Here is a 20,526-nt window from a genome sequence, read left to right as displayed (position 1 = left end):
TTACTTCACCTCGAAGCGAGCCACATTGTCGCGTGTGCTCGAGATATCGAAGGGTTCGCCACGTACCGTCACCTGCGTGCCCTTGGCATTGCCCACAATCACCGACAGGGGCAACTGGCCTTCGGCAGTCGCAGATTCGTCCTTGGACAGGGTCTTTTCCAGCACCACCTTACCGGTTGCGTCCTTGACCTTGACCCAGGACTGGCCGGTATTCACCTTCAGCACCAGCAGGCCGCCAGCGCCGGTCGCCGGCGTGGCCACCTCGGCTGCCGGGGCTGCGGTTTGGGCAGCGGTCGCAGATGCGGGAGCGCTTGCTGCAGCGCCGTCGCCCGGCATGCCGGCAGCAGCAGCAACCGGCACAGATTCTGTCACTGGCGCAGCAGGGGTAGCAGAGCTAGCCTGTGCACCACCCTCAACCTGGGCAAGCGGCTGTGCAGCCGGCGCGCTCACCGCTGCCGCCTGGCCGGACTGGGCCTGAGTCGGCACTGGCGCGCCTGCCCCATCGGGGCCGTCCACCATCTGCTGGAATGGCACAAAGTACACGGCAGCGGCAGCTGCCAGCAGAATCAGCACGCCTGCCGCAATCTTGCGAGAGCTGCTGTTGCCGGAGTCCAGCGGCGTACCCGTGACCTTGAAGCTGCTGCGCACCTTGACGGTCTCGTTGATGCCTGGACCCGCATTGGCAAGGCTTTTGATCTCGCTGCGTGGCAGCTTGGCCAGCACCGATTCGGCATCGATATGCAAGGTCCGGCACATTCCCATGGCCAGGGCACGCATGAACACATGATCGGGAAAGGCCGCATAGTCATCGGCCTCCAGCGCCTCCAGCTTGTGCTGTGGCACCTTCAATGTCGCAGCCATCACGGGCAACTGCATCCGGGCTGCTTCCCGTGCCTGACGCAACAAGACTCCGGCCGTGGCCTGACCCTGAGTTGGCACCTGCTCTTCGCTTTGCATAGTTTCCTCTTCCACCGCAGCCTCATTCATTGAAAGCTCCACGTTCATAGGCCAGCCACTGACGCGATTGAGGAAAACGCTCGCGCAATTGATCGGCCTGTTGACGCACTCCAATATCGTCGTGCAGTGCCCTGTCTATTTTGATCCCCAGCCAGAGGCTTTCCGCACTGGCCTGATTGCTATTGTTATTCAAGCGCCGGATGTAGAACTGCGCCTTCTTCAGATCACCTTTGAGCCAAAGCACATTTGCCAGGTTGTAGCCTGCAGCGGGGTTGCCCACATCCATCTCGTAGGCACGAAACATGTTCTGGTAGGCCTGCTCCAACTGTCCTGCCTGCTGGTAGCACATGCCCTTGGCCAGCAGGGTCCTGGGCTGTTCACGGTAGCCCGGAGCCTGCAAGGCTCTATCAAACCACTGCTGGGCTACGTCGAAATGCTTTTGCTGGCATTGCATCCAGCCGTAATTGTGAATCTGGTTGCCGTCGCGCGGATTGAGATCCACGGCCTTGCGCATGGCGATCTCGGCCTGCGTCCAGTCCTGGTTCTGCATGAGGATCAGGCCCAGCAGGCCGTATGCATCGGCGTAATCGGGCTTGGCAGCCAAGGCCTGCCCTACCTCGTCCATGGCCACATCCAGGCGCCCGGCCTGAAAGTAATTGGCAGCCAATTCCAGGCGAATCTGGGCACGGCGATTGGCATCGGCGATCTGGGCCCCGCCCGTGCCAACCACGGAAGCCTGGGGTACGGACGTAGAGGAAGTGGTGGTGGTCGTTGTCGAAGTACAACCCACAAGTGCCGCGACCGCAACCGGTACCCCCCACCGGGCCAACAAGCCCCAATGTTGCCAAACCGGTCGCTGTACCACTGCCCTCATTGATTGTCCTTTATTCAAAACTCCGTCAAGACACCTGCTTGAGCGGGATAGTACGCTGCTTGGCCATGCGCTCGGCAGCGCGAGTTCTGTCCTTCACGTCGCCCGCGAGCTGACCACAGGCCGCATCGATATCGTCACCGCGGGTCTTGCGCACCGTGGTCACGATGCCGGCATTGCTCAGCAACGTAGCGAACTCGGTCACACGGGCCGAAGGCGAGCGCAGCAGACCCGAAGCGGGGAAGGGATTGAACGGGATCAGATTGAACTTGCACCAGCTCTTGCCATCGCCGCGCGCGCGCACCAACTCTATCAGCTGGCGCGCATGCTCAGGCTGATCGTTAACGCCGTCGAGCATGCAATATTCAAAGGTGATGAAGTCACGCGGCGCGAACTCCAGATAGCGCTCGCAGGCGTCCAGCAGCTCGGCAATCGGGTACTTCCTGTTCAGCGGCACCAGGTTGTCACGCAGCGGATCATTGGGCGCGTGCAGCGACACAGCAAGCGCCACGGCGCAGTCCTGCGACAGTCGGTCCATCATGGGCACCACGCCCGAGGTGGACACCGTCACGCGACGACGCGACAGGCCGTAGCCATGGTCGTCCAACATCACGCGCAAGGCAGGCACCAGCGCACTGTAGTTCTGCAAAGGCTCGCCCATGCCCATCATCACCACGTTGGAGATGATGCGATCTTCGGTGCCGAAGCGCTTGCGCAGCGAATGCTCGGCATACCAGAGCTGGGCAAGGATTTCGCCAGTATTGAGGTTGCGACTGAAGCCCTGATGCCCCGTCGAGCAAAAGCGGCAGCCCACGGCGCAACCTGCCTGGGACGATACACACAGCGTGCCTCGGTCGTCCTCAGGAATGAAAACGGATTCAACGGCATTGCCGTCACCCACATCGAACAGCCACTTCACGGTGCCATCGGCAGAGACATGCTCGGTCACCACAGGCAAAGCGGTAATGTGGGCCCGGCTTTTGAGCTTTTCGCGCAAAGACTTGGCCAGATCTGTCATCTGGTCGAAATCGGATGCGCCACGCTGGTGAATCCAGCGGAACAGCTGCGTCGCACGGAAACGCTTCTCCCCGAGCTGCTCGCAATAAGCGGTCAGTCCTTCGAGGTCAAAATCAAGCAAATTAGTAGTCATATCGGCATGTGGCGAGGCGTCTTGCGAACGGTGTTTGCCACGCCGTGGCCAGCATCTTCAAGTGCTGACACCCGCCTTGCACGAATGCAAAGCGCTGGCGTCAGCGAGAGCATGCTGTAAAGCTAGCGTGGATTAACGCGAGTACACGTTCATGCCGGGGAAGAAGAAGGCAACTTCCACAGCAGCAGTTTCAGCAGCGTCGGAGCCGTGCACGGCGTTGGCATCGATGCTGTCGGCGAAGTCGGCGCGGATGGTGCCCTTTTCGGCCTTCTTGGGGTCGGTGGCGCCCATCAGTTCACGGTTCTTCAGGATGGCGTTCTCGCCTTCCAGAGCTTGAATCATCACGGGGCCGGAGACCATGAAGTCCACCAGATCCTTGAAGAAAGGACGGGCAGCGTGCACAGCGTAGAACTGCTCGGCTTCGCCGCGCGACAGGTGCACCAGCTTGGCAGCCACGATCTTCAGGCCAGCAGCTTCGAAGCGGGCGTAGATTTGGCCGATCACGTTCTTGGCAACTGCGTCGGGCTTGATGATGGAGAGGGTACGTTCGATAGCCATGATGATTATTTCCTAATCAGGGTTACTATGGGTTTTTGCCGAAAAAGCAAAACAGTTGATTTTAGCGGTGCCGCCATAGACCTTGAAGTCCGGGCAGCACTCAAATCCTTACGGACGCCTTTTTAGCGGCCGCCGCGGCGGCCACCACCACCGCCGCCACCAGGGCGACGCTTGGCGTTCTGACGGGCACGCGAGAGGCTGTCGCCGCCGATATAGCCCACCGAGGTGCGCATGGGATCGGGCTGACCGCCTCCCTGCGAGCGCCCCGAGCCACCGGAGCGACCGCCGGACTTGTTGCGCGGGTTGTCGCCCAGCATGCCGCTGGGTGCCGGACGATTGCCGTCCCACTCGCCACGGCGCTGGCCGCCGCCCTCGCGTCGCCCCTGAGGCGCGCGATCGGCATTCATGCCATTGCCGCTGCGGCTGTTGCGGCCGCCACGGTTGTTGGCGCCACGGGCGCCGCCGTTGTTGCGCTCGACGGGAGCGCGCTCCTTGACACCCGCTGCCGACATCAGCGCCTGGATATCGGCCTGATCAAGCTCCACCCAGGCGCCGCGCTTGAGGCCGCGCGGCAGCATCATGGCGCCGTAGCGGATACGGATCAGACGGCTGACGGCATGGCCCACGGCCTCGAACATGCGACGCACTTCACGGTTGCGGCCTTCGGAGATGGTCACGCGGTACCAGCAGTTGGCACCTTCGCCGCCGCCATCTTCCACGGCACCAAAGCTGGCTTCGCCGTCTTCGAGCTGCACGCCATCCAGCAGACGCTGCTTTTCTTCCTTGCTCAGCGCGCCCAGCACACGGGCCGCGTACTCACGCTCCAGGCCGAAGCGGGGGTGCATCAGCGAGTTCGCCAGCTCGCCCGAGCTGGTGAACAGCAGCAGACCCTCGGTATTCAGGTCCAGGCGACCCACCGACTGCCACTTGCCATGCTGCAACTTGGGCAGCTTGCGGAACACCGTGGGGCGGTTTTGCGGATCGTCATGCGTCACCACTTCGCCCACGGGCTTGTGATAGGCAATCACGCGTGCGGGCGGCGGGTCGATACGGAAGCGGATGGGCTGGCCGTTGACCTTGACGATATCGCCGAATTGAATGCGCTGGCCGACGTGGGCAGGCTCGTTGTTGACCGAGATGCGCCCTTCCAGGATCAGTTGCTCCATCTCCAGGCGCGAACCCATGCCGGCCTGGGCCAGCACCTTGTGCAGCTTGGGAGAATCGACCTGGGGCGCAAGCACGCGCTTGGCGGGCATGGCGCTGCCGTTCTCTTCCTCGTCATCGAAGTCGCCCGAGATCACATCGGCAAAGTCGATGTTCTGACCCTTGCGCCCCTTGGGCTCACGAGGAGCGGCAACGCTCTCCACGGCCACATCCGCGACGACGGCATCTGCTGCGTCATGGTCCTGATCCTGGTCCTGGGACTGCGCCTCCTGCTCGGCCACGGGCTGAGCAGGCTCCTCGACGGCCGCGGGTTCCTCGGCCCGGGGCTTGGTCACTCGCTTGCGCGCAGGCTTGGCCTCGCCAGCAGCGTCCTTCTTGACGCCGGCGCGCTTACGCGGTGCGGCAGGCTTCTTGGCCTCGGCGGCATCCTTGGCCCCATCGGCCTTGGCTGCGCGGGGCTTGCGAGTCTTCTTGACCGGCTCGGCTTCGAGCGAAGCGGCTGCAGACTCGGGCATCGGGTTCGATGTCTCGTTGTTCATTCCAGTTTTCCTTCGGGGATGACGCCATCGTCATCCTCCACAATTCGTTGTTCTGCCGACTCGACGGCATCGTCGGCCCGCGCTTTCGTCTTTGCGTCCTCGGCCTCGTCGTCGTCGCTGCCGTAGTCATCCTCGAGAAACGCTTTCAGGCCCACCCACTCGGTACGTCCAGCTTTCTTGGCCGCCGGTTTGGGCTCGGGCTCTGCCGCCTTGGCAGTCCTGGCGGGCCTGGCCGCTTTGGGCTTGCTCACGGATGGCGGCTCCTCAGTCGGCCCTGGCTCCGAATCCGGTAGCTCAATCACTATCTCTTCAGTAGCATCTTGCTCAATATCACTCTGCGCCTGATCCGGATATGACTCCAACTCTGGCGCATCCACCTCGGGCTGAAGCTCCGACACAAGCTCTGCAGGCTTTTGCGCTGCTGGGTCCGCATCGGTATCCGGCAGCACCTCGGCGCCATCTTCCTCGTCCGGGGCACCCAGGATTTCACTCTCAGCAGCATCGGACTCTGTAGCGACATCCGCACCCTCTGCGACCTCGACCGGCTCTGAGGCTTCCACACCCTCCTGGGGCTGGGCATCCTCCGCATCGGCCTGCGGCACGGCGGTCTGGTCGCCCTCCTCCCCATCCAGCGCCTTGAACAGACTTTGCTGAGCCTGGGTTTCCTCCAGCATGGGCAGTTGATCCAGCGACTGCAGACCCAGATCATCGAGAAACTGGCGCGTGGTGGCAAACAGCGCGGGCCGCCCCACGGTTTCACGATGGCCGATGACCTCGATCCAGCCTCGGTCTTCCAGCTGCTTGATGATCAGGCTGTTCACGGTCACGCCGCGAATATCCTCGATATCACCCCGCGTGACCGGCTGACGGTAGGCGATGATGGCCAGCGTCTCCAGCGTCGCCCGCGTGTACTTGGGCGGCTTCTCGGGGTGAAGCTTGTCCAGATAGACGCGCATCTCTGGCCGGCTCTGGAAACGCCAGCCCGAAGCCACCTGCACCAGTTCCACGCCCTTGAGGGCCCAGTCCTTTTGCAGGTCCAGCAGCAAATCCTTAACCGTGTCCGAGCCCAGCACATCATCAAAAAGTGAGCGCAATTCCCGCAGCGTCACAGGCTGCGGGGCACAAATCAATGCTGTTTCAAGAACCCGCTTGGCATCTACCGTATTCATGGGCGCAGCGTTTCGGGAGCGGCTGTCGCACCGACTGCGGTGGGACGCCTGATTCTAAGAAGAGAGGGAAGCGCCCCAAAGATGCCATGCGAGTGATGGTCAGAGGCTTTCCGGCAGATTGTAACGCAGACCCCATAAATCCAGTGCACCGGCCATGTCTTGTGGCAGCGGCGCATAGTGGACCAGCGGCTTTTTCGTCACAGGGTGCTCAAAGGCCAGCCTGAAGGCATGCAGTGCCTGGCGCTCCAGCCCGCCCTCGGGCTGGCCGCCATACAGCGTATCGGCTATCAGCGGATGACCAAGCGAAGCCATGTGCACCCGAATCTGGTGCGTGCGTCCGGTGTGCAGCGTGCAGCGCACCAGGCTGTGCGCGGCATCGCCATCGAGCAGATCGAAGTCGGTACGCGCCTGCTTGCCGGGATGCAGATTCAGGTCCACCACCGCCATGCGCAGACGGTTGCGCGGATCGCGGCCGATCGGCGCATCGACTTCGCGACGCTTGCGGCTGCCCCATTGCTTGTGGGCAAGCGCCAGATACTGGCGACTCACATCGCGCGCGGCAATCATCTTGATGAGCGCATCCATGGTGCTGCGATTGCGCGCCACCACCATCAAACCGCTGGTGTCCTTGTCCAGCCGGTGAACAATGCCGGCACGCGGCATCTGACGCGCCTTTTCGTCACGCGCCAGCAGGCCGTTGAGCAATGTGCCCGTCCAGTTGCCGGGCGCCGGATGCACCACCAGACCCGCAGGCTTGTTGATGACCAGCAGATCCTCGTCCTCATAGACTACCTGCAGATCCATGGTCTCGGGCTGGAAAGCCATGCTCTGCTGGGTGGGCCGCATTTCCACGCTCAGGCGGTCGCCCACGGCCACCTTGACCGAGGGCTTGAGCAGAACCTTGCCGTTGAGAGTGACCGCACCGTCGGCCAGCAACTGCTGCAGATAGCTGCGCGAGAACTCGGACACCCCCAGCGCCAGCACCTTGTCCACACGCTGACCATGATGCTCGGCGGCGACCGTGAATTCGCGGTTCTCGACCTCGGCCGAGGCAATGGCGTCTTCGGCTGCTTCGTCCCAGCTCTGCTCGACCGCGTCAGAAGGCACAAGCCCCTGCGAGGCAGGGGCTTGTGCGGCTTGCTTGCGTTGCGAGGCCATGCTCAACGCGAGGGCAGATAACGCGAAGGATCGACAGGCTTGCCCTGGCGACGCACCTCGAAGTGCAGCTTGACGCGATCGGCATCGGTGCTGCCCATCTCGGCAATCTTCTGTCCCTTCTTCACGGCCTGATCTTCCTTGACCAGCAGAGACTGGTTGTGGGCGTAGGCGGTCAGATAGGTGTTGTTGTGCTTGAGGATGATGAGATTGCCGTAGCCACGCAGGCCGGCACCGGCATACACCACACGGCCATCGGCAGCAGCCAGCACGGGATCGCCGGCCTTGCCGCTGATGTCGTAGCCCTTGTTGCGCTGCTCGTCGAAGCCGGCAATCAACGAGCCGCTGGCAGGCCAGATGAAGTTCACATCATCGGCACCCTTGGCAACAGGCGCCGGGCTTGTTGCAGGCGTGGATGGCACTGGCGTTGCGGTTGCAGCCGGGGGAGTCACGGGTGTGGTCGTCGTTGCGGCGCTGCCACCACCCACAACCACGGGCGCGACACCGCGGCCCGAACCGGACGATGCGACAGGCGCCTCGCGTCCGGGTGGTACCACACGCACCACCTGACCGACTTCAATCACGTTGGGATTGTCCAGATTGCTCCAGCGAGCAATGTCCTTCCAGCTCTGGCCGTGCTCCAGACCAATCCTGATCAGAGTGTCGCCAGGCTTGATCGTGTAGTAACCCGGCTTGCCGGCATTTTCAGCGCCGGGCAGCGACTTGACGTCCACAGTTGAAGACGAGGAGGCCGACTGTCCGCGATCCTCCACAGGAGCCCTGTTTGCCTGGGCAGCACAACCGGCCAGGATGACACCTGCCAGCACAGCCGTTCCCCATGCACCAAGACTTCGCGATACCAACATAAGCTATTCCCTTCTAGGCGATCCCCGATTTTAGAGGGACAAAGTTGACTGCTTCCAAAACTGTCTGCGTAAAACCGTGTGAACTCTTGTCAATCACCAGCAGTGCCTGCTTACCCGCGCCCACCACGACCGGAGCCACCAGACGCCCGCCCACCGCCAACTGATCGCACCACTCTTGCGGCACCACGTCACCGCCAGCAGCGGAGATGATGCCCGCATAGGGCGCGCCACTGGCAAAACCTACCATGCCATCTCCGAGAATCAGATGCACATTCGACAGGCGCATGGGGCGCAGATGGCTGCGTGCTTTCTCATGCAGGCCGCGCAGCCGCTCTATCGAATAGACCTCCTTGGTGAGCATGGACAGCACTGCAGCCTGATAGCCGCAGCCCGTACCGATCTCCAGCACGCGCCCTTGCCCGTTGCGGGCCGCATCGGAGTCGAGCAGCAGCTCGATCATGCGGGCCACGATGCTGGGCTTGGAGATGGTCTGGCCCATGCCGATAGGCAGACTGGTGTCTTCGTAGGCCTGGTTGACCAGAGCGCTGTCGACAAAGCGGTGACGCTCCACCGTGGCCATGGCCTGCAGCACGGCAGGGTTGCTGACCCCGGCCGCACCGATGCGCTGGGCCATGCGGGCACGCACCGTGGATGAGTCCAGCCCCACGCCCACCGGCGAGGCGGCCACACGCAAGGGATTGATGGGCTTGGGAGCAACAGGCGGCCGTGCCGCGCCGGTGCCCGTCTGCACCGAGCGTGCAATCCAGCCCGGGACCTGAGGCGGACGACGCTCGCTCACGATGCGGCCGCCGATGTGTTGGATGGACCTGCCAGCTTGCTGGCCGTCTGCGCCCAATAGCCGAGGTTTTCATGATCGGTCAAATCGACCTTGAGCGGAGTCATGGAGACATGGCCGTGGGCCGTGGCATGGAAGTCCGTGCCTTCGGAGTCGTCCTTTGCTGCGCCGGCACTGCCGATCCAGTACATAGTCTCGCCACGCGGGCTTTGCTGCTGAATGGCCTGCTCGGCCGCATGACGGCGCCCCAGGCGACACAGCTTGACGCTTTTGAGTGCATGCAGCGGCATATTGGGAATATTCACGTTCAGCAGCCAGGGAGCAGTACCGATCAGTTGCTGGGCCTGCATCTGTTGAACCATCTGACGGGCGGTGGCAGCTGCCGCTTCCAGCTCGGCCCAGCCCTTGTCCACCTGCGAGAAGGCAATCGAGGGAATGCCGAACAGATAGCCTTCCATGGCCGCGCCCACGGTGCCCGAGTAAATCGTGTCGTCGCCCATATTGGCGCCGTTGTTGATGCCCGAGACCACCAGATCGGGCCGGTAGCCAAGCAGGCCGGTCAACGCGATATGCACGCAGTCTGCTGGCGTGCCGTTCACATAGCGAAAGCCGTTATAGGCCTGATGCACATACAGCGGTGCATTCAGCGTCAAGGCATTGGACTTGGCGCTGTTGTTGTGCTCGGGCGCCACCACTTCGACGTCTGCCACGGTGCGCAGCGCATCGTGCAGGGCCACGATGCCTGGGGCCTGGAAGCCGTCGTCATTGCAAATAAGAATCTTCATGGATGAGGCGGATTGTAGGCGGCTCCAAGGTCACGACAGAGACACGCGGCATTCGCACCACACTTCTATCATCTGCGAGCCGATTCCCCCCAATCTCACCTCAAGAAGATCAGGAGACAAGATATGCACGCATGGCTTTGCACCACCCCCACCGGCGTCGAGACCCTGAAATGGACCGAGCAGCCCACGCCACAGCCCGGCCCCGGCCAGGTGCTGCTGGAAGTCAAGGCCGCCAGCCTGAACTTTCCCGATCTGCTGATCGTGCAGAACAAATACCAGATCAAGCCGCCCCTGCCCTTTGTGCCGGGCTCGGAATATGCCGGCGTAGTGCAGGCCGTGGGCGAAGGGGTCAAACATCTCAAGCCAGGCCAGCATGTGGCCTGTCTTTCGGGCACGGGCGGGTTCGCCACGCATACGCTGGCACCCGCTGCCATGTGCATGCCGCTGCCGGCCGACTTCCCCTTTGTCGATGCCGCCGCCTTCATCATGACCTATGCCACCTCCCACCATGCGCTGATCGATCGCGGTCAGCTCAAGGCCGGCGAGACCGTACTCGTGCTGGGCGCGGCGGGCGGCGTGGGCACGGCAGCCATACAGATTGCCAAGGCGGCCGGTGCCCGGGTGATTGCCGCTGCCTCCACCGACGAGAAATGTGCGCTGTGCAAGGCCCAGGGCGCCGACCTCACCATCAACTACAGCCAGGGCGATCTGCGTGAAGCCATCAAGGCAGCGACAGACGGCAAGGGACCCGACGTGATCTACGATCCCGTAGGCGGCGATTTTGCCGAACCTGCCTTCCGCTCCATTGCCTGGCGCGGCCGCTATCTGATCATCGGATTTGCCTCCGGCCCCATCCCCTCGCTACCGCTGAACCTGCCTCTGCTCAAGGGCGCTTCCCTGGTCGGCGTGTTCTGGGGCGACTTCGCCAAGCGCGAGCCGCAGAACAATGCCGCCATGATGCAGGAGCTGGCACAGTGGTGGGCGCAAGGCAGGATCAAGCCCGTAATCGACCGCACCATGCCCATGAGCGAGCTGTTCGCGGCCTATGAGCGCATGGGCTCGCGCCAGGTACAGGGCAAGCTGGTGCTGGTCAACGCGTAAAGCTGCGGTAAATCGCGGCGATGCCTGTGGGCTCGGGGAGATACTTCCAGCCACTGGCTACAAAACCCCGACACCGCAGCATCGCCATGTTTTCTCCTGCCCACACGCCCGCGCCGGATCGCCGGCGCTTTCTGATTGCCTCCAGCCTTGCCACGGCCGTGGGTGCCCTGCCCGCCTGGGCCCGCGCCACGGAATCACTGGCCCACAACCCGTTCACCCTGGGAGTGGCCAGCGGCGACCCGGAACCCGACAACATCCTGATCTGGACACGGCTCACAGCGCCTCTGGCCTATCTTGGTACGGCGGTCGCGCCCGACCTGGCAGCACGGACCGTGCATTGGGAGGTGGCGCACGATGCCCAGTTCCGCCAGCCCGTGGCTCATGGGCAGACTCAGGCCAGGGCCGAATGGGGCCATGCCGTCCATGTGCAGGTCAACGGCCTGAGTCCGGACCGCTGGTATTTCTACCGCTTCCGCTGTGGCGACGCCTTCAGCACCACCGCACGCTGCCGTACCGCCCCGGTGCCCGGGGCAGATGTACGCAAGCTGCGTCTGGCCGTGGCCTCCTGCCAGCGCTGGGAACATGGCTTCTACAGTGCCTGGGCCGATGCCGCGCAGGCCTCGCCCGATCTGGTGCTGTTTCTCGGCGACTACATCTATGAATATGCGCAACCGGCGAAGCCTGATGGACTGGCGCGTCCGCAGCCGCTGCGTACCGCCCAGACCTTGCAGGACTACCGCGACCGCTATGCGCTGCACAAAAGCGATGCCCATCTGCAGGCCGCCCATGCCGTGTGCAACTGGTCCGTCATCTGGGACGATCACGAGGTTGAAAACGACTATGTAGCCCAGTACGGGCGCGGGGACAGCGCTCACTTTTTAGCTAGGCGCATGGCGGCCTGGCAGGCTTTCTACGAAAACATGCCGCTGCGTAACAGCGCATTGCAGCGCAACTCTCAGGGACTGGCGCTGTACCGCAGCCTGCAGTGGGGCAAGCTCGCCAGGCTGCATCTGCTGGACGGCCGCCAGTACCGCGATCTGCAGGCCTGCCGCCCCGAGGGAAAGGCCAGCACCGGCACCGTGGACCCTGCCGAATGCCCTGCCCTGCAAGATCCGGCACGCAGTTTTCTGGGCTGGGACCAGGAGCGCTGGCTGGCCCGGCAGTTGCAGGATGATGCTCGCCAGAGGGCCGAGGCCACCCGCTGGAGCACCGTGGTGCAGACCACCTTGTTCGCGGCCCGCAGGCATCCCAATGGCAGGCAGTCGACCGACAGCTGGGACGGCTACCCCCAGGCACGCCAGCGCCTGGTGCGCCAGATTGCCGAGAGCCAGCCGCGCAACAGCGTGCTGCTCGGCGGAGACATTCACCAGAACTATGTCTGCGCCATTGCGGCCCAGGCCGATCAGACCCCGGACAGGGCCAACCCGGTGATTGCCAGCGAATTTTGCGGCACCTCCATCAGCTCGCACAGCGGCACCACACAAGCCAGGGTCGATGCCATCGTGGCCCACAACCCTCAGGTGCTTTTCGCACGCTGCGAGGAGCGTGGCTACAGCCTCGTGGATATCGCGCCGCAGTCCATGACCACGGAGCTACGCGCCGTGAGCAACCCGCTCCAGGCCGACAGCAGTCTCTATACGCTGGCACGCTTTGTGGTGGAAGATCGCCGCCCCGGCCCTGTGAAGATCGCCTGATGCGCTGCGGCATACTCGGGTCATGCAAAACACACAGGCCTCGAGACCCGAACTTCCCCTGTGGCGCGGTACGGCGGCCGCCCTTCTGATCGCGGGGCTGCTCACAGGCTGCGGCCTGCCTCCCCTGCCGGATCGCATGGCCAGCGAGGCCCTAAGCGCCGAGCAGGCCCTGCAAACCCGGCTCGGCCAGGCGCTGGCGCCGCTGCAGCAGGCACATCCTGGGCAGAGCGGCATCCATATGCTGGCCGATGCCCATGACGCCTATGCCGCCCGAGCGCTGCTGGCCCGAGCCGCGCAGCGCACGCTCGATGTGCAGTACTACATCTGGCGCAACGACACCACCGGCCATTTGCTGCTCGATGAGTTGCTGCTTGCGGCAGACCGCGGCGTGCGCGTGCGCCTGCTCTTGGACGATGGCGGCACCGGCGGCATGGACGCCACACTGGCCGCCCTGGACCAGCACCCTCTAATCGAGGTGCGGCTATTCAACCCCTTCGCCCTGCGCACGCCCAAGGCGATTGGCTATGTGACGGACTTCGCACGCACCCAGCGGCGCATGCACAACAAGAGCTACACGGCCGACTCCTCCGCCACCATCGTGGGCGGGCGCAATATCGGCGACGAGTACTTTGCCGCCTCCGACGGCGTGCTGTTCGCCGACCTCGATGTGGTGGCAACAGGCTCGGTGGTGGGCGAGGTGGCAGCGGAGTTCGACCGTTACTGGAACAGCCCCTCCGCCTACCCGGCAGCCAGCCTGCTGCCCGCCATGCCACAGCAGGCCGTGGACAAGGTCTATGCAAGCCTGCACGCCGATGTGAATCGCCCCGAATCACAGGCCTATGTGAAGGCCGTCAGCCGCAGCCGCTTCAGCACCGATTTGCTGGCAGGTCAACTGCCGCTGCAATGGGCCGAGACCACCCTGGTCAGCGACGACCCGGCCAAGGTCCTGCGCGAAGCCGCGCCCGAGGACTTGCTGCTGTCCCAGCTCCAGCCGGTGATTGGCCAGCCACAGCAGTTGCTGGAAGTGGTGTCGCCCTATTTCGTGCCCACCCAGGCCGGAGTCGGCGCCTTTGGCCATCTGCGCCAGCAAGGTGTGCGGGTGCGCATTCTGACCAATAGCCTGGAGGCAACCGATGTGGCCGTGGTGCATGCCGGCTACGAGAAATACCGCAAACCGCTGCTGAAGATGGGCGTGGAGCTCTACGAAATGCGCCGCCAGATCGATCTGCGCAACCAGCCCGCAGCCAACGAGCCGGACAAGACCCGGAAGAGCGAGCCTGCCGAAAAGACTCCCAAGCGAGAAGCTCCGTCACCTGCAGCGCTGAGCGGCAGCTCCGCCACAACGGGCAGCTCGGGCGCCAGCCTGCATGCCAAGACCTTCGCGGTCGACGGCAAGCAGCTCTTTGTCGGCTCCTTCAACTTCGATCCGCGCTCGGCCATGCTCAATACCGAAATGGGCTTGGTCATCAAAGACCCGGCCTTGAGCCAGCAGGTCAGCACCTCGCTGGATCAGCATCTGCCGTACATGGCCTACGAGGTGCAACTGGACGCGCAGGGCAAGCTGAGCTGGACAGGCCAGAGTCCGCAGCCGCCCCATGAAGCCCAGACCTTCAGTGCCGACCCCGGCACCAGCTGGTGGCAGCGCTTCATGGTGCGGGTGCTGAGCTGGCTGCCCATCGAAGGATTTTTGTAACTCAGTCCAGGCGGATGGAGGGCCGCAGCCGCGCGTTCATCAGGTCGATCAGCCACAGCAGGCCGCCGCGCCAGAAGCCGTAAAGCCGCGCCTGGTGCGAGCGGTACAGCATGATGTGGCTGAGCATGGCCATGCGGCCGCGGATCACGCCGCCGTTGAACAGGCCGAACTTGCCCAGCGAGCCATAGGCGTCGTAATGCGCAAGCGACACCAGGGCTCCAAAGTCACGATAGGCAAAGCCTACGGGTTTGGCACCGGGACGCTCCAGCACATGGGGCAGGGTCTCGATCAGATAGCGGGCCTGCTGGTGGGCAACCTGGGCCGTAGGAGGCAAAGCCTCCTGCTTGCCCGGCAGGGTATAGCTGGCGCAGTCGCCCAGGGCATAGATATCGGGGTCGCTGGTCTGCATCTCGTCATTGACCAGTAGCTGATTGCTGCGCGTGGTCTGCAAACCCAGCTGCATCAAGAATTCCGGGGCCTTTACCCCCGCTGCCCAGACACGCAGGCTGGCAGGAATCAGCTCGCCATTGGCCAGCTCGAAACCTTGCTCGGTCGCACGGCTGACGCGGCCGCCGACGATCACGGAAACGCCCAGGGCCTGCAGTCGCACACGCGTGGCTTCGGAGATCTCCTCGGGAAAGCTGGGCAGCAGGCGCGAGCCGGCCTCGATCAGCACGATGCGGAACTTGGCGGCCTCGCCCAAGGCGCCGTAGGCCGTGGCACTCTCTGCAAGCTGAACCAGCTCCGCCGCCAGCTCTACCCCGGTGGCACCGCCGCCCACGATGGCCACCTGCAGTTGCTCGCCGCTGGTCATGCAGCGCACCATGCGCAAACGAATTTCCTGGTTGAAGGCATCGGCCTTGCGGCGCGAATCGATCATGAAGCAATGCTCATGCACGCCGGGCGTGCCGAAGTCGTTGGCACCGCTGCCCACCGCAATCACCAGCTTGTCATAGGCAAGACGCCGACCCGCCACCAGCTCGCGGCCATCGGGTGCATAAATGGGGGCCAGCAGAATCTCGCGTGCCTCACGGTCCAGACCGCACATCTCGCCGGGCTGGTAGGCAAAGTCGGCATCGGTGGCCTGAGCAAGATAAGTGGTCTGCTGCTGGGCCAGATCGCGAGTGCCGGCTGCAATCGTGTGCAGCATGGGCTTCCAGACATGGGCGGAGTCGCTGTCCACCAGCGTCACCGTGTCAATGCTTTCACTCTTGAGCTTGCCGAGGGCCGTGGCCACCTCCAGCCCCGCCACACCACCGCCCACGACCACGATGCGGGCCGCATGCCCATTGCGTGGATGCTGTGGCTTTCGAGCTTGCGGCTCCTGGGATTCGGTGATGGGCTGCTCGCCCTGCTCTGCTTGATTGACTGCGTTTTCCATGAACGACCCTGACTCTGCGTCTGTTGTGACCGGACGCCAGAACATCTCAAGATATCTGGCACGCATTGATTGTTCTTCAATTTTTATAGCAGGAAACTCAATATGGACAAGGCAAATACTGATGATATATATCTTTTATAAGACTTGAGCTGCACGAATGCAAGGTCTGCCTTGAAAGCTTTCAATTTTCTGAATAACCCTGGCTGCAAGCAATGCCAATCAAGCGTGGCGCGCTATCAACTTCTTGAGCGCCATGTCGTACGACGTGGCCTTAAAACCCCATTCGACGAACAGCGCTTGTCAAGCAGCGGCAAAACCGCTGCTTCAACCATGCAATTTGCGTTTGTCAATATACGAAACGTATACAGACCTTATGATGCTCGGCCATGGGAATCGTCAAAATTTCAGACCAGTTGCACGACCAGATTCGTGTCTCCAGCGCGGCCCTCGGCCGCTCCATCAATGCCCAGGCCGAGCACTGGCTGCGTGTAGGCCAGCTGGCCGAGCATCACCCCCAGCTCAATTACGAAGGCATCTGCGCCCTGCTGCTGCAGCAAGCCGAGCGTGAGCTGCAGCCTGCCAGCGCTCATGAAGCCGACACAGTCGTGCGCCGCCCCCGTCCGGTGCGCCTGGTAGGAGGCATGCAATGAAGCGCGACAAACAGAAAGTCGTACCCATTCATGACGCCACCGACATCTACCTCTCGCGCAAGGCCGGCGGCCTGGCCGCCAAGGTGCTGGCCATGCTCACCCCTCATGTGCAGCCCGGCGTAAGCACAGAGGAACTGGACAAGATCTGCCACGACTACATCGTCAACGAGCTGAAATGCACGCCCACCAATGTGGGCTACTATGGTTTTCCCAAAACCGTGTGCACCTCGGTCAACCATGTGGTCTGCCACGGCATCCCAGATACCAAGCAGGTCCTCAAGGACGGCGACATCATCAATGTCGACGTCGCAGTAACCACGCCCGAAGGCTGGATCGGCGACACCAGCCGCATGTACTACGTGGGCCAGCCCAGCAATCTGGCCAAGCGCCTGGTCAACACCACCTATGAAGCGCTGGTGGCCGGCATCCGCTCCGTCAAGCCCGGGGCCACGCTAGGCGATGTGGGGCATGTCATCCAGACCGTGGCCCAACGCGAGCGCTTTTCCATCGTGCGCGAGTACTGCGGCCATGGCATCGGCAAGGTCTATCACGACGAGCCCCAGGTGCTGCACTACGGCACGCCCGGTCAGGGCCTGACGCTGCAGCCCGGCATGATCTTCACCATCGAGCCCATGCTCAACGCCGGCAAGGCCGCCACGCGCGAACTGGCGGACGGTTGGACCGTGATCACCAATGACAAGTCGCTCTCCGCCCAGTGGGAGCATATGGTGCTGGTGACGGAGACCGGATTTGAGGTGCTGACCCCCTGGCCCGAGGGTACAGGCGACTACCCCGCCATCTGATCAAGCGCGGCGAACCGCGCATATTGCCCTCGGCTATGTGCGCACAGCCGCTGGAGTTTGGCAATAACGGCCAGAAGCGGTCCGGGGTCTTGAAACCAGCCTGGAAACAGCCCGGCCCCAGCCGCACTACAGTGCCCGGCATGACAAATTACCTGTATCTGGGTCTGGCCATCATCTGCGAGGTGATTGCCACCTCCTTCCTCGCCAGATCGGAAGGCTTCTCCAGGCTCGGCCCTACCGCGGTTTCCCTGGTGGGCTATGCGATTTCTTTCTATCTGCTGTCGCTGACGCTGCGTACCGTGCCCACGGGCGTGGCCTATGCAATCTGGTCCGGCGTGGGCATCGTGCTGGTCTCGGCCGTTGCCTACTTCTGGCAGGGCCAGAAGCTCGATGCCCCCGCTCTGGCCGGCATGGCCATGATTGTGGGGGGCGTGCTGGTGATCAATCTGTTTTCAAAGACCGCCGGTCACTGATCGCCCTCGCCCCCGAAGTCCTCCACTGACTGCGTCAGATCCTGCAACCACTGCATGCTGGCGCGCAGCTCCTCGGGCCGGATCTCATGGGCGCCCGGGTACTCGTGATAGCTCAGTTGCAAGGGCAAGGAGGCCAGGCGGTCACGCACGGCATGGGCGCTGGTCAGCGGAATCACATTGTCATAAGTGCCGTGGCTGACCCAGGCCGACTTGCCCTCAAATGCGGCAGCGGGCGCGTGCAGCGACGCGATCTCGGGCAATAGACGACTGTGCCAGACCAGTGCGGCACGCAAGGTCTGGGGCTGGGTCAGCAACTGACTCAGACTCATGATGCCGCCCTGGCTGAAGCCCCCCAGCACCACCCGCTCGGGTGGAATGTCCAGCTGCTGCGCGGCCTGCTCCACCGTCTGCTGCAGCAAGATACGCGCCTGCTGCTCCTGCGGCACATTGATATGGCGCGTACCATCGGCATCCACAGTGAACTGAAACCAGGCATAAGCACCCATACCCATGGCAAAGGGCGCACGCAGACTGAGCACATGAAATTGCGGCGGCACATAGGGCACTAGGCCGAACAGGTCCTGCTCATTGCTGCCCACGCCATGCATGAGCACCAGCAGCCAGGCAGGCCGGCCGGCGTCAAGCTGCGCGGGCCGCTCCAGATAAGTCAAAGGCAATGTGCTCATGGACAACTCCCGAAGGCAGCACAGAATTTGATGGGAAACAGGCTGTAGCGCTTTTGCATTCTGCGACTGCAGCTATCAAAACAATATAGCGCAGACCCGCAGCCGGCTGACCGATCCGTACTCGGCCCGACAGGGTGCGCGCATGCCTTTTGATACAGTTGACCGACCTGAGCGTGGCTTTGCCGCTACACAAGCTCAGTCATGCACCCGCCCGCGCAATGCCTTGATGCCGGAGCGCAGGCTTTTGCCCTGCAGGCGTCTTTGCTGCGAGCCCCAGGTCGGCTTGGTGGGCTTGCGCGGGCGTGGCGGCCTTGCAACCGTGGCTACCAACGCATTGAGGCGCTGCAGCCCATCCCACAGATTGTGTTCCTGAGTGCGGTATTTTTGCGCCTTGATGACCACCACTCCATCGGTGGTGATGCGCGAATCGCCCAACGCCAGCAAGCGCTGCTGCACATCGACCGGCAGACGCGAGGCTCGAACGTCAAAGCGCAGATGCACAGCGCTGGCCACCTTGTTCACATTCTGGCCGCCCGGGCCTTGAGCGCGCACGGCGCTCCATTGCACATCGGCTTCGGTCAGCTCGAAGGCGGCCGCATTGCTCACGACAGAGCCTCCTGCAGCGCGGCGCAGAAGGTGGCCGGATCCTCGTGCTGTACCCAATGGCCGACGTTCCGCATCACCTGCCAGTCCAGCGCCCCCAGGCACTGACGCTGCATCAGCAGTTGCAGCTCGGCCAGGCAGCCCGCATACAGAGGGTCATGCTCGCCATAGATCGCCGCCACCGGCACCTTGATATGGGTCAGGGCCCGGGCCAGCACATCGGTGCGCGACAGCCGTCTGCGCGGCAGTCGGTCGCGAGCCACATTGAGCGCATGCAGTGCCAGCGTCTCTTCATCGATCAGCACCTCGTCATGCAGCATGAGGGCCGCGATATTGTGACGATGGGCCTGCATCTGTGCCTCCAGCCCCGGCAGGTGGCGCCAGCCCAGCAGGCGTACGCTGCGTCCCTCGGTCATTCCCATGCCGGGAGCGCCGACCAACACCAGCCTCCGGGCCAGCTCCGGATGCTCGGCAGCCAGCAGACCGGCTGTCATGCCGCCAAAGGAAAAGCCGACCAGATCGCAGACCGGACCCGTATCGGCATTGCCCAGCAACTGCCGAATGCCATAGGCCAGAGGCTCCAGCATGGTGTCCACATCCATGCCGCCGGGCACTCCATCGGATTCACCAAAACCCGGCAGATCGGCCAGCCACAGGCTGTAGCCCGCCTCGGTCAGCGGCTGAATCACACGCAACCAATGCGTCCAGCTGCCACTGCCGCCATGCAGCAGCACCAGGGGCAGACCGCGCTGCACCACCCCGGCCGGGGGCTGCCAGCCATGCCAGACCATCAAGCCGCTGTCGGCGGCTTCTCCAAGCCGGGTCTGCACGCGCTGCGCCGTGGCCTGCAGCCGGGCAATGGCTGCCGGCAGCTCGACCCCCAGTTCCTGCGAGACCTGCTCCAGCGAACAGGCTGCTTCAACCGCCGATGTCACCACTGCGCCACCGCATCGATGGCCAGACCGTAGCCTGCCACGCCGAAGCCGCACATCACGGCGCGCGCCGTGGCCGACAGATAGGAATGGTGGCGAAAGCTCTCACGCGCATGGACATTGCTGATGTGCAACTCCACCAGCGGCACGGCCGTGCCCTTGACGGCATCGAGAATTGCCACACTGGTATGGGTGTAGGCCGCTGCATTCATGATCAGCGCCTGCAACTCCCCCTTGGAGTGCAACCGGCCTGCCTCGTGAATCCAGTCCACCAGCTCGCCCTCATGGTTGCTCTGGCGGAACTCCAGCTTCAGGCCATGGCGTGCACAGGCCTCTTCGCAAAGCTGGCGCACATCGGCCAGCGTGGCCGATCCATAGATGGCGGGTTCGCGCATGCCCAGCAGATTGAGATTCGGGCCATTGAGGACATAGACGGTTTTCACGGAAGCACTCTCCTGATTTTTGAGGACTGCCCGGATTATGCGAGCGCTGCAACCGAC

General features: G+C 63.2%; 21 protein-coding genes. 6 read left to right on the top strand and 15 right to left on the bottom strand.

What is annotated here, in order from left to right; all coding sequences use genetic code 11:
• From Cth01_RS18325 to surE, 10 genes are all read right to left on the bottom strand, one after another.
• A complete protein-coding gene (locus Cth01_RS18325) occupies nt 1-987 on the bottom strand; it encodes a helix-turn-helix domain-containing protein (RefSeq protein WP_045840030.1) in 987 nt (328 codons plus the stop codon).
• Nucleotides 980-1,831: a type IV pilus biogenesis/stability protein PilW gene (pilW, locus tag Cth01_RS18320; protein ID WP_223305607.1), complete on the bottom strand. Its 852-nt coding sequence runs from the start codon at nt 1,829-1,831 to the stop codon at nt 980-982. Before pilW ends, Cth01_RS18325 begins: the two co-directional genes overlap by 8 nt.
• Nucleotides 1,832-1,856: 25 nt before the next feature.
• On the bottom strand, nt 1,857-2,978 hold the full coding sequence (rlmN, locus tag Cth01_RS18315) for a dual-specificity RNA methyltransferase RlmN (RefSeq protein WP_034359357.1): 1,122 nt from the start codon (nt 2,976-2,978) through the stop codon (nt 1,857-1,859).
• Nucleotides 2,979-3,110: 132 nt separating this feature from the next.
• A complete protein-coding gene (gene ndk, locus Cth01_RS18310) occupies nt 3,111-3,536 on the bottom strand; it encodes a nucleoside-diphosphate kinase (protein ID WP_003053316.1) in 426 nt (141 codons plus the stop codon).
• Nucleotides 3,537-3,658: 122 nt separating this feature from the next.
• Complete coding sequence (locus Cth01_RS18305; protein ID WP_045840029.1) at nt 3,659-5,239, bottom strand: pseudouridine synthase; 1,581 nt, start codon at nt 5,237-5,239, stop codon at nt 3,659-3,661.
• The gene (gene scpB / locus Cth01_RS18300) at nt 5,236-6,408 is read right to left on the bottom strand and encodes an SMC-Scp complex subunit ScpB (protein ID WP_045840028.1); all 1,173 of its coding nucleotides are present in this window, start codon (nt 6,406-6,408) and stop codon (nt 5,236-5,238) included. Before scpB ends, Cth01_RS18305 begins: the two co-directional genes overlap by 4 nt.
• A gap of 99 nt (nt 6,409-6,507) precedes the next feature.
• Complete coding sequence (locus tag Cth01_RS18295; protein ID WP_045840027.1) at nt 6,508-7,566, bottom strand: RluA family pseudouridine synthase; 1,059 nt, start codon at nt 7,564-7,566, stop codon at nt 6,508-6,510.
• A 2-nt stretch (nt 7,567-7,568) separates the two neighbouring features.
• Nucleotides 7,569-8,429, bottom strand: coding sequence for a peptidoglycan DD-metalloendopeptidase family protein (locus tag Cth01_RS18290; RefSeq protein WP_034359366.1), 861 nt, complete (start codon nt 8,427-8,429; stop codon nt 7,569-7,571).
• A gap of 13 nt (nt 8,430-8,442) precedes the next feature.
• The gene (locus tag Cth01_RS18285; protein ID WP_034378447.1) at nt 8,443-9,228 is read right to left on the bottom strand and encodes a protein-L-isoaspartate(D-aspartate) O-methyltransferase; all 786 of its coding nucleotides are present in this window, start codon (nt 9,226-9,228) and stop codon (nt 8,443-8,445) included.
• Complete coding sequence (surE, locus tag Cth01_RS18280; RefSeq protein WP_034359368.1) at nt 9,225-10,010, bottom strand: 5'/3'-nucleotidase SurE; 786 nt, start codon at nt 10,008-10,010, stop codon at nt 9,225-9,227. The genes Cth01_RS18285 and surE overlap by 4 nt, the downstream gene beginning before the upstream one ends.
• Before the next feature lie 123 nt (nt 10,011-10,133).
• Here surE and Cth01_RS18275 point away from each other — a divergent pair, with 123 nt between their 5' ends.
• From Cth01_RS18275 to Cth01_RS18265, 3 genes are all read left to right on the top strand, one after another.
• Nucleotides 10,134-11,111 carry an NADPH:quinone oxidoreductase family protein gene (locus tag Cth01_RS18275; RefSeq protein ID WP_034359370.1) on the top strand — a complete coding sequence of 326 codons (978 nt, stop codon included), beginning with the start codon at nt 10,134-10,136 and terminating at the stop codon, nt 11,109-11,111.
• An 86-nt stretch (nt 11,112-11,197) separates the two neighbouring features.
• Nucleotides 11,198-12,805, top strand: coding sequence for an alkaline phosphatase D family protein (locus tag Cth01_RS18270; protein WP_045840026.1), 1,608 nt, complete (start codon nt 11,198-11,200; stop codon nt 12,803-12,805).
• 22 nt (nt 12,806-12,827) lie between these two features.
• Complete coding sequence (locus Cth01_RS18265; RefSeq protein WP_045840025.1) at nt 12,828-14,498, top strand: phospholipase D family protein; 1,671 nt, start codon at nt 12,828-12,830, stop codon at nt 14,496-14,498.
• Between the two features lies 1 nt (nt 14,499).
• Here Cth01_RS18265 and Cth01_RS18260 read toward each other — a convergent pair whose 3' ends face one another.
• Nucleotides 14,500-15,879 (bottom strand): NAD(P)/FAD-dependent oxidoreductase, encoded by a 1,380-nt coding sequence (locus tag Cth01_RS18260; protein ID WP_012839185.1) that lies wholly within the window; start codon nt 15,877-15,879, stop codon nt 14,500-14,502.
• A gap of 386 nt (nt 15,880-16,265) precedes the next feature.
• On the opposite strand from Cth01_RS18260, the gene Cth01_RS18255 reads away from it, so the two are divergent.
• The 3 genes from Cth01_RS18255 to Cth01_RS18245 all read left to right on the top strand — a co-directional run bounded on the left by Cth01_RS18255 (nt 16,266) and on the right by Cth01_RS18245 (nt 17,805).
• Nucleotides 16,266-16,529 (top strand): ParD-like family protein, encoded by a 264-nt coding sequence (locus Cth01_RS18255; protein ID WP_003063854.1) that lies wholly within the window; start codon nt 16,266-16,268, stop codon nt 16,527-16,529.
• Nucleotides 16,526-17,332 carry a type I methionyl aminopeptidase gene (map, locus tag Cth01_RS18250; RefSeq protein WP_045840024.1) on the top strand — a complete coding sequence of 269 codons (807 nt, stop codon included), beginning with the start codon at nt 16,526-16,528 and terminating at the stop codon, nt 17,330-17,332. The genes Cth01_RS18255 and map overlap by 4 nt, the downstream gene beginning before the upstream one ends.
• A 140-nt stretch (nt 17,333-17,472) precedes the next feature.
• The gene (locus tag Cth01_RS18245) at nt 17,473-17,805 is read left to right on the top strand and encodes an SMR family transporter (protein ID WP_034359382.1); all 333 of its coding nucleotides are present in this window, start codon (nt 17,473-17,475) and stop codon (nt 17,803-17,805) included.
• Here the strand turns inward: Cth01_RS18245 and Cth01_RS18240 are convergent.
• The 4 genes from Cth01_RS18240 to aroQ all read right to left on the bottom strand — a co-directional run bounded on the left by Cth01_RS18240 (nt 17,799) and on the right by aroQ (nt 20,469).
• Nucleotides 17,799-18,491: an alpha/beta hydrolase gene (locus Cth01_RS18240; RefSeq protein ID WP_045840023.1), complete on the bottom strand. Its 693-nt coding sequence runs from the start codon at nt 18,489-18,491 to the stop codon at nt 17,799-17,801. The genes Cth01_RS18245 and Cth01_RS18240 overlap by 7 nt on opposite strands.
• A 195-nt stretch (nt 18,492-18,686) precedes the next feature.
• Complete coding sequence (gene arfB, locus Cth01_RS18235) at nt 18,687-19,097, bottom strand: alternative ribosome rescue aminoacyl-tRNA hydrolase ArfB (RefSeq protein WP_003063861.1); 411 nt, start codon at nt 19,095-19,097, stop codon at nt 18,687-18,689.
• A complete protein-coding gene (locus Cth01_RS18230) occupies nt 19,094-20,032 on the bottom strand; it encodes an alpha/beta fold hydrolase (protein ID WP_045840022.1) in 939 nt (312 codons plus the stop codon). Before Cth01_RS18230 ends, arfB begins: the two co-directional genes overlap by 4 nt.
• A complete protein-coding gene (aroQ, locus tag Cth01_RS18225) occupies nt 20,026-20,469 on the bottom strand; it encodes a type II 3-dehydroquinate dehydratase (RefSeq protein WP_034359392.1) in 444 nt (147 codons plus the stop codon). Before aroQ ends, Cth01_RS18230 begins: the two co-directional genes overlap by 7 nt.
• Nucleotides 20,470-20,526: the final 57 nt, after the last annotated feature.

The organism is Comamonas thiooxydans, assembly GCF_000964545.1.
Taxonomy (GTDB): domain Bacteria; phylum Pseudomonadota; class Gammaproteobacteria; order Burkholderiales; family Burkholderiaceae_C; genus Comamonas; species Comamonas thiooxydans.
Note: the sequence above shows the minus strand (reverse complement) of the source record. Positions and strands in the feature narration are given on the sequence as shown.

Excerpts from the sequence above, each read along its gene's own strand:
- rlmN (WP_034359357.1), bottom strand. The coding sequence starts at position 2,978 with ATGACTACTAATTTGCTTGATTTTGACCTCGAAGGACTGACCGCTTAT.
- Cth01_RS18255 (WP_003063854.1), top strand. The coding sequence starts at position 16,266 with ATGGGAATCGTCAAAATTTCAGACCAGTTGCACGACCAGATTCGTGTC.
- Cth01_RS18245 (WP_034359382.1), top strand. The coding sequence starts at position 17,473 with ATGACAAATTACCTGTATCTGGGTCTGGCCATCATCTGCGAGGTGATT.
- Cth01_RS18295 (WP_045840027.1), bottom strand. The coding sequence starts at position 7,566 with ATGGCCTCGCAACGCAAGCAAGCCGCACAAGCCCCTGCCTCGCAGGGG.
- Cth01_RS18270 (WP_045840026.1), top strand. The coding sequence starts at position 11,198 with ATGTTTTCTCCTGCCCACACGCCCGCGCCGGATCGCCGGCGCTTTCTG.
- surE (WP_034359368.1), bottom strand. The coding sequence starts at position 10,010 with ATGAAGATTCTTATTTGCAATGACGACGGCTTCCAGGCCCCAGGCATC.
- Cth01_RS18305 (WP_045840029.1), bottom strand. The coding sequence starts at position 5,239 with ATGAACAACGAGACATCGAACCCGATGCCCGAGTCTGCAGCCGCTTCG.
- Cth01_RS18325 (WP_045840030.1), bottom strand. The coding sequence starts at position 987 with ATGAATGAGGCTGCGGTGGAAGAGGAAACTATGCAAAGCGAAGAGCAG.
- Cth01_RS18260 (WP_012839185.1), bottom strand. The coding sequence starts at position 15,879 with ATGGAAAACGCAGTCAATCAAGCAGAGCAGGGCGAGCAGCCCATCACC.
- Cth01_RS18265 (WP_045840025.1), top strand. The coding sequence starts at position 12,828 with ATGCAAAACACACAGGCCTCGAGACCCGAACTTCCCCTGTGGCGCGGT.
- Cth01_RS18290 (WP_034359366.1), bottom strand. The coding sequence starts at position 8,429 with ATGTTGGTATCGCGAAGTCTTGGTGCATGGGGAACGGCTGTGCTGGCA.
- Cth01_RS18275 (WP_034359370.1), top strand. The coding sequence starts at position 10,134 with ATGCACGCATGGCTTTGCACCACCCCCACCGGCGTCGAGACCCTGAAA.
- pilW (WP_223305607.1), bottom strand. The coding sequence starts at position 1,831 with ATGAGGGCAGTGGTACAGCGACCGGTTTGGCAACATTGGGGCTTGTTG.
- Cth01_RS18240 (WP_045840023.1), bottom strand. The coding sequence starts at position 18,491 with ATGAGCACATTGCCTTTGACTTATCTGGAGCGGCCCGCGCAGCTTGAC.
- scpB (WP_045840028.1), bottom strand. The coding sequence starts at position 6,408 with ATGAATACGGTAGATGCCAAGCGGGTTCTTGAAACAGCATTGATTTGT.
- ndk (WP_003053316.1), bottom strand. The coding sequence starts at position 3,536 with ATGGCTATCGAACGTACCCTCTCCATCATCAAGCCCGACGCAGTTGCC.
- map (WP_045840024.1), top strand. The coding sequence starts at position 16,526 with ATGAAGCGCGACAAACAGAAAGTCGTACCCATTCATGACGCCACCGAC.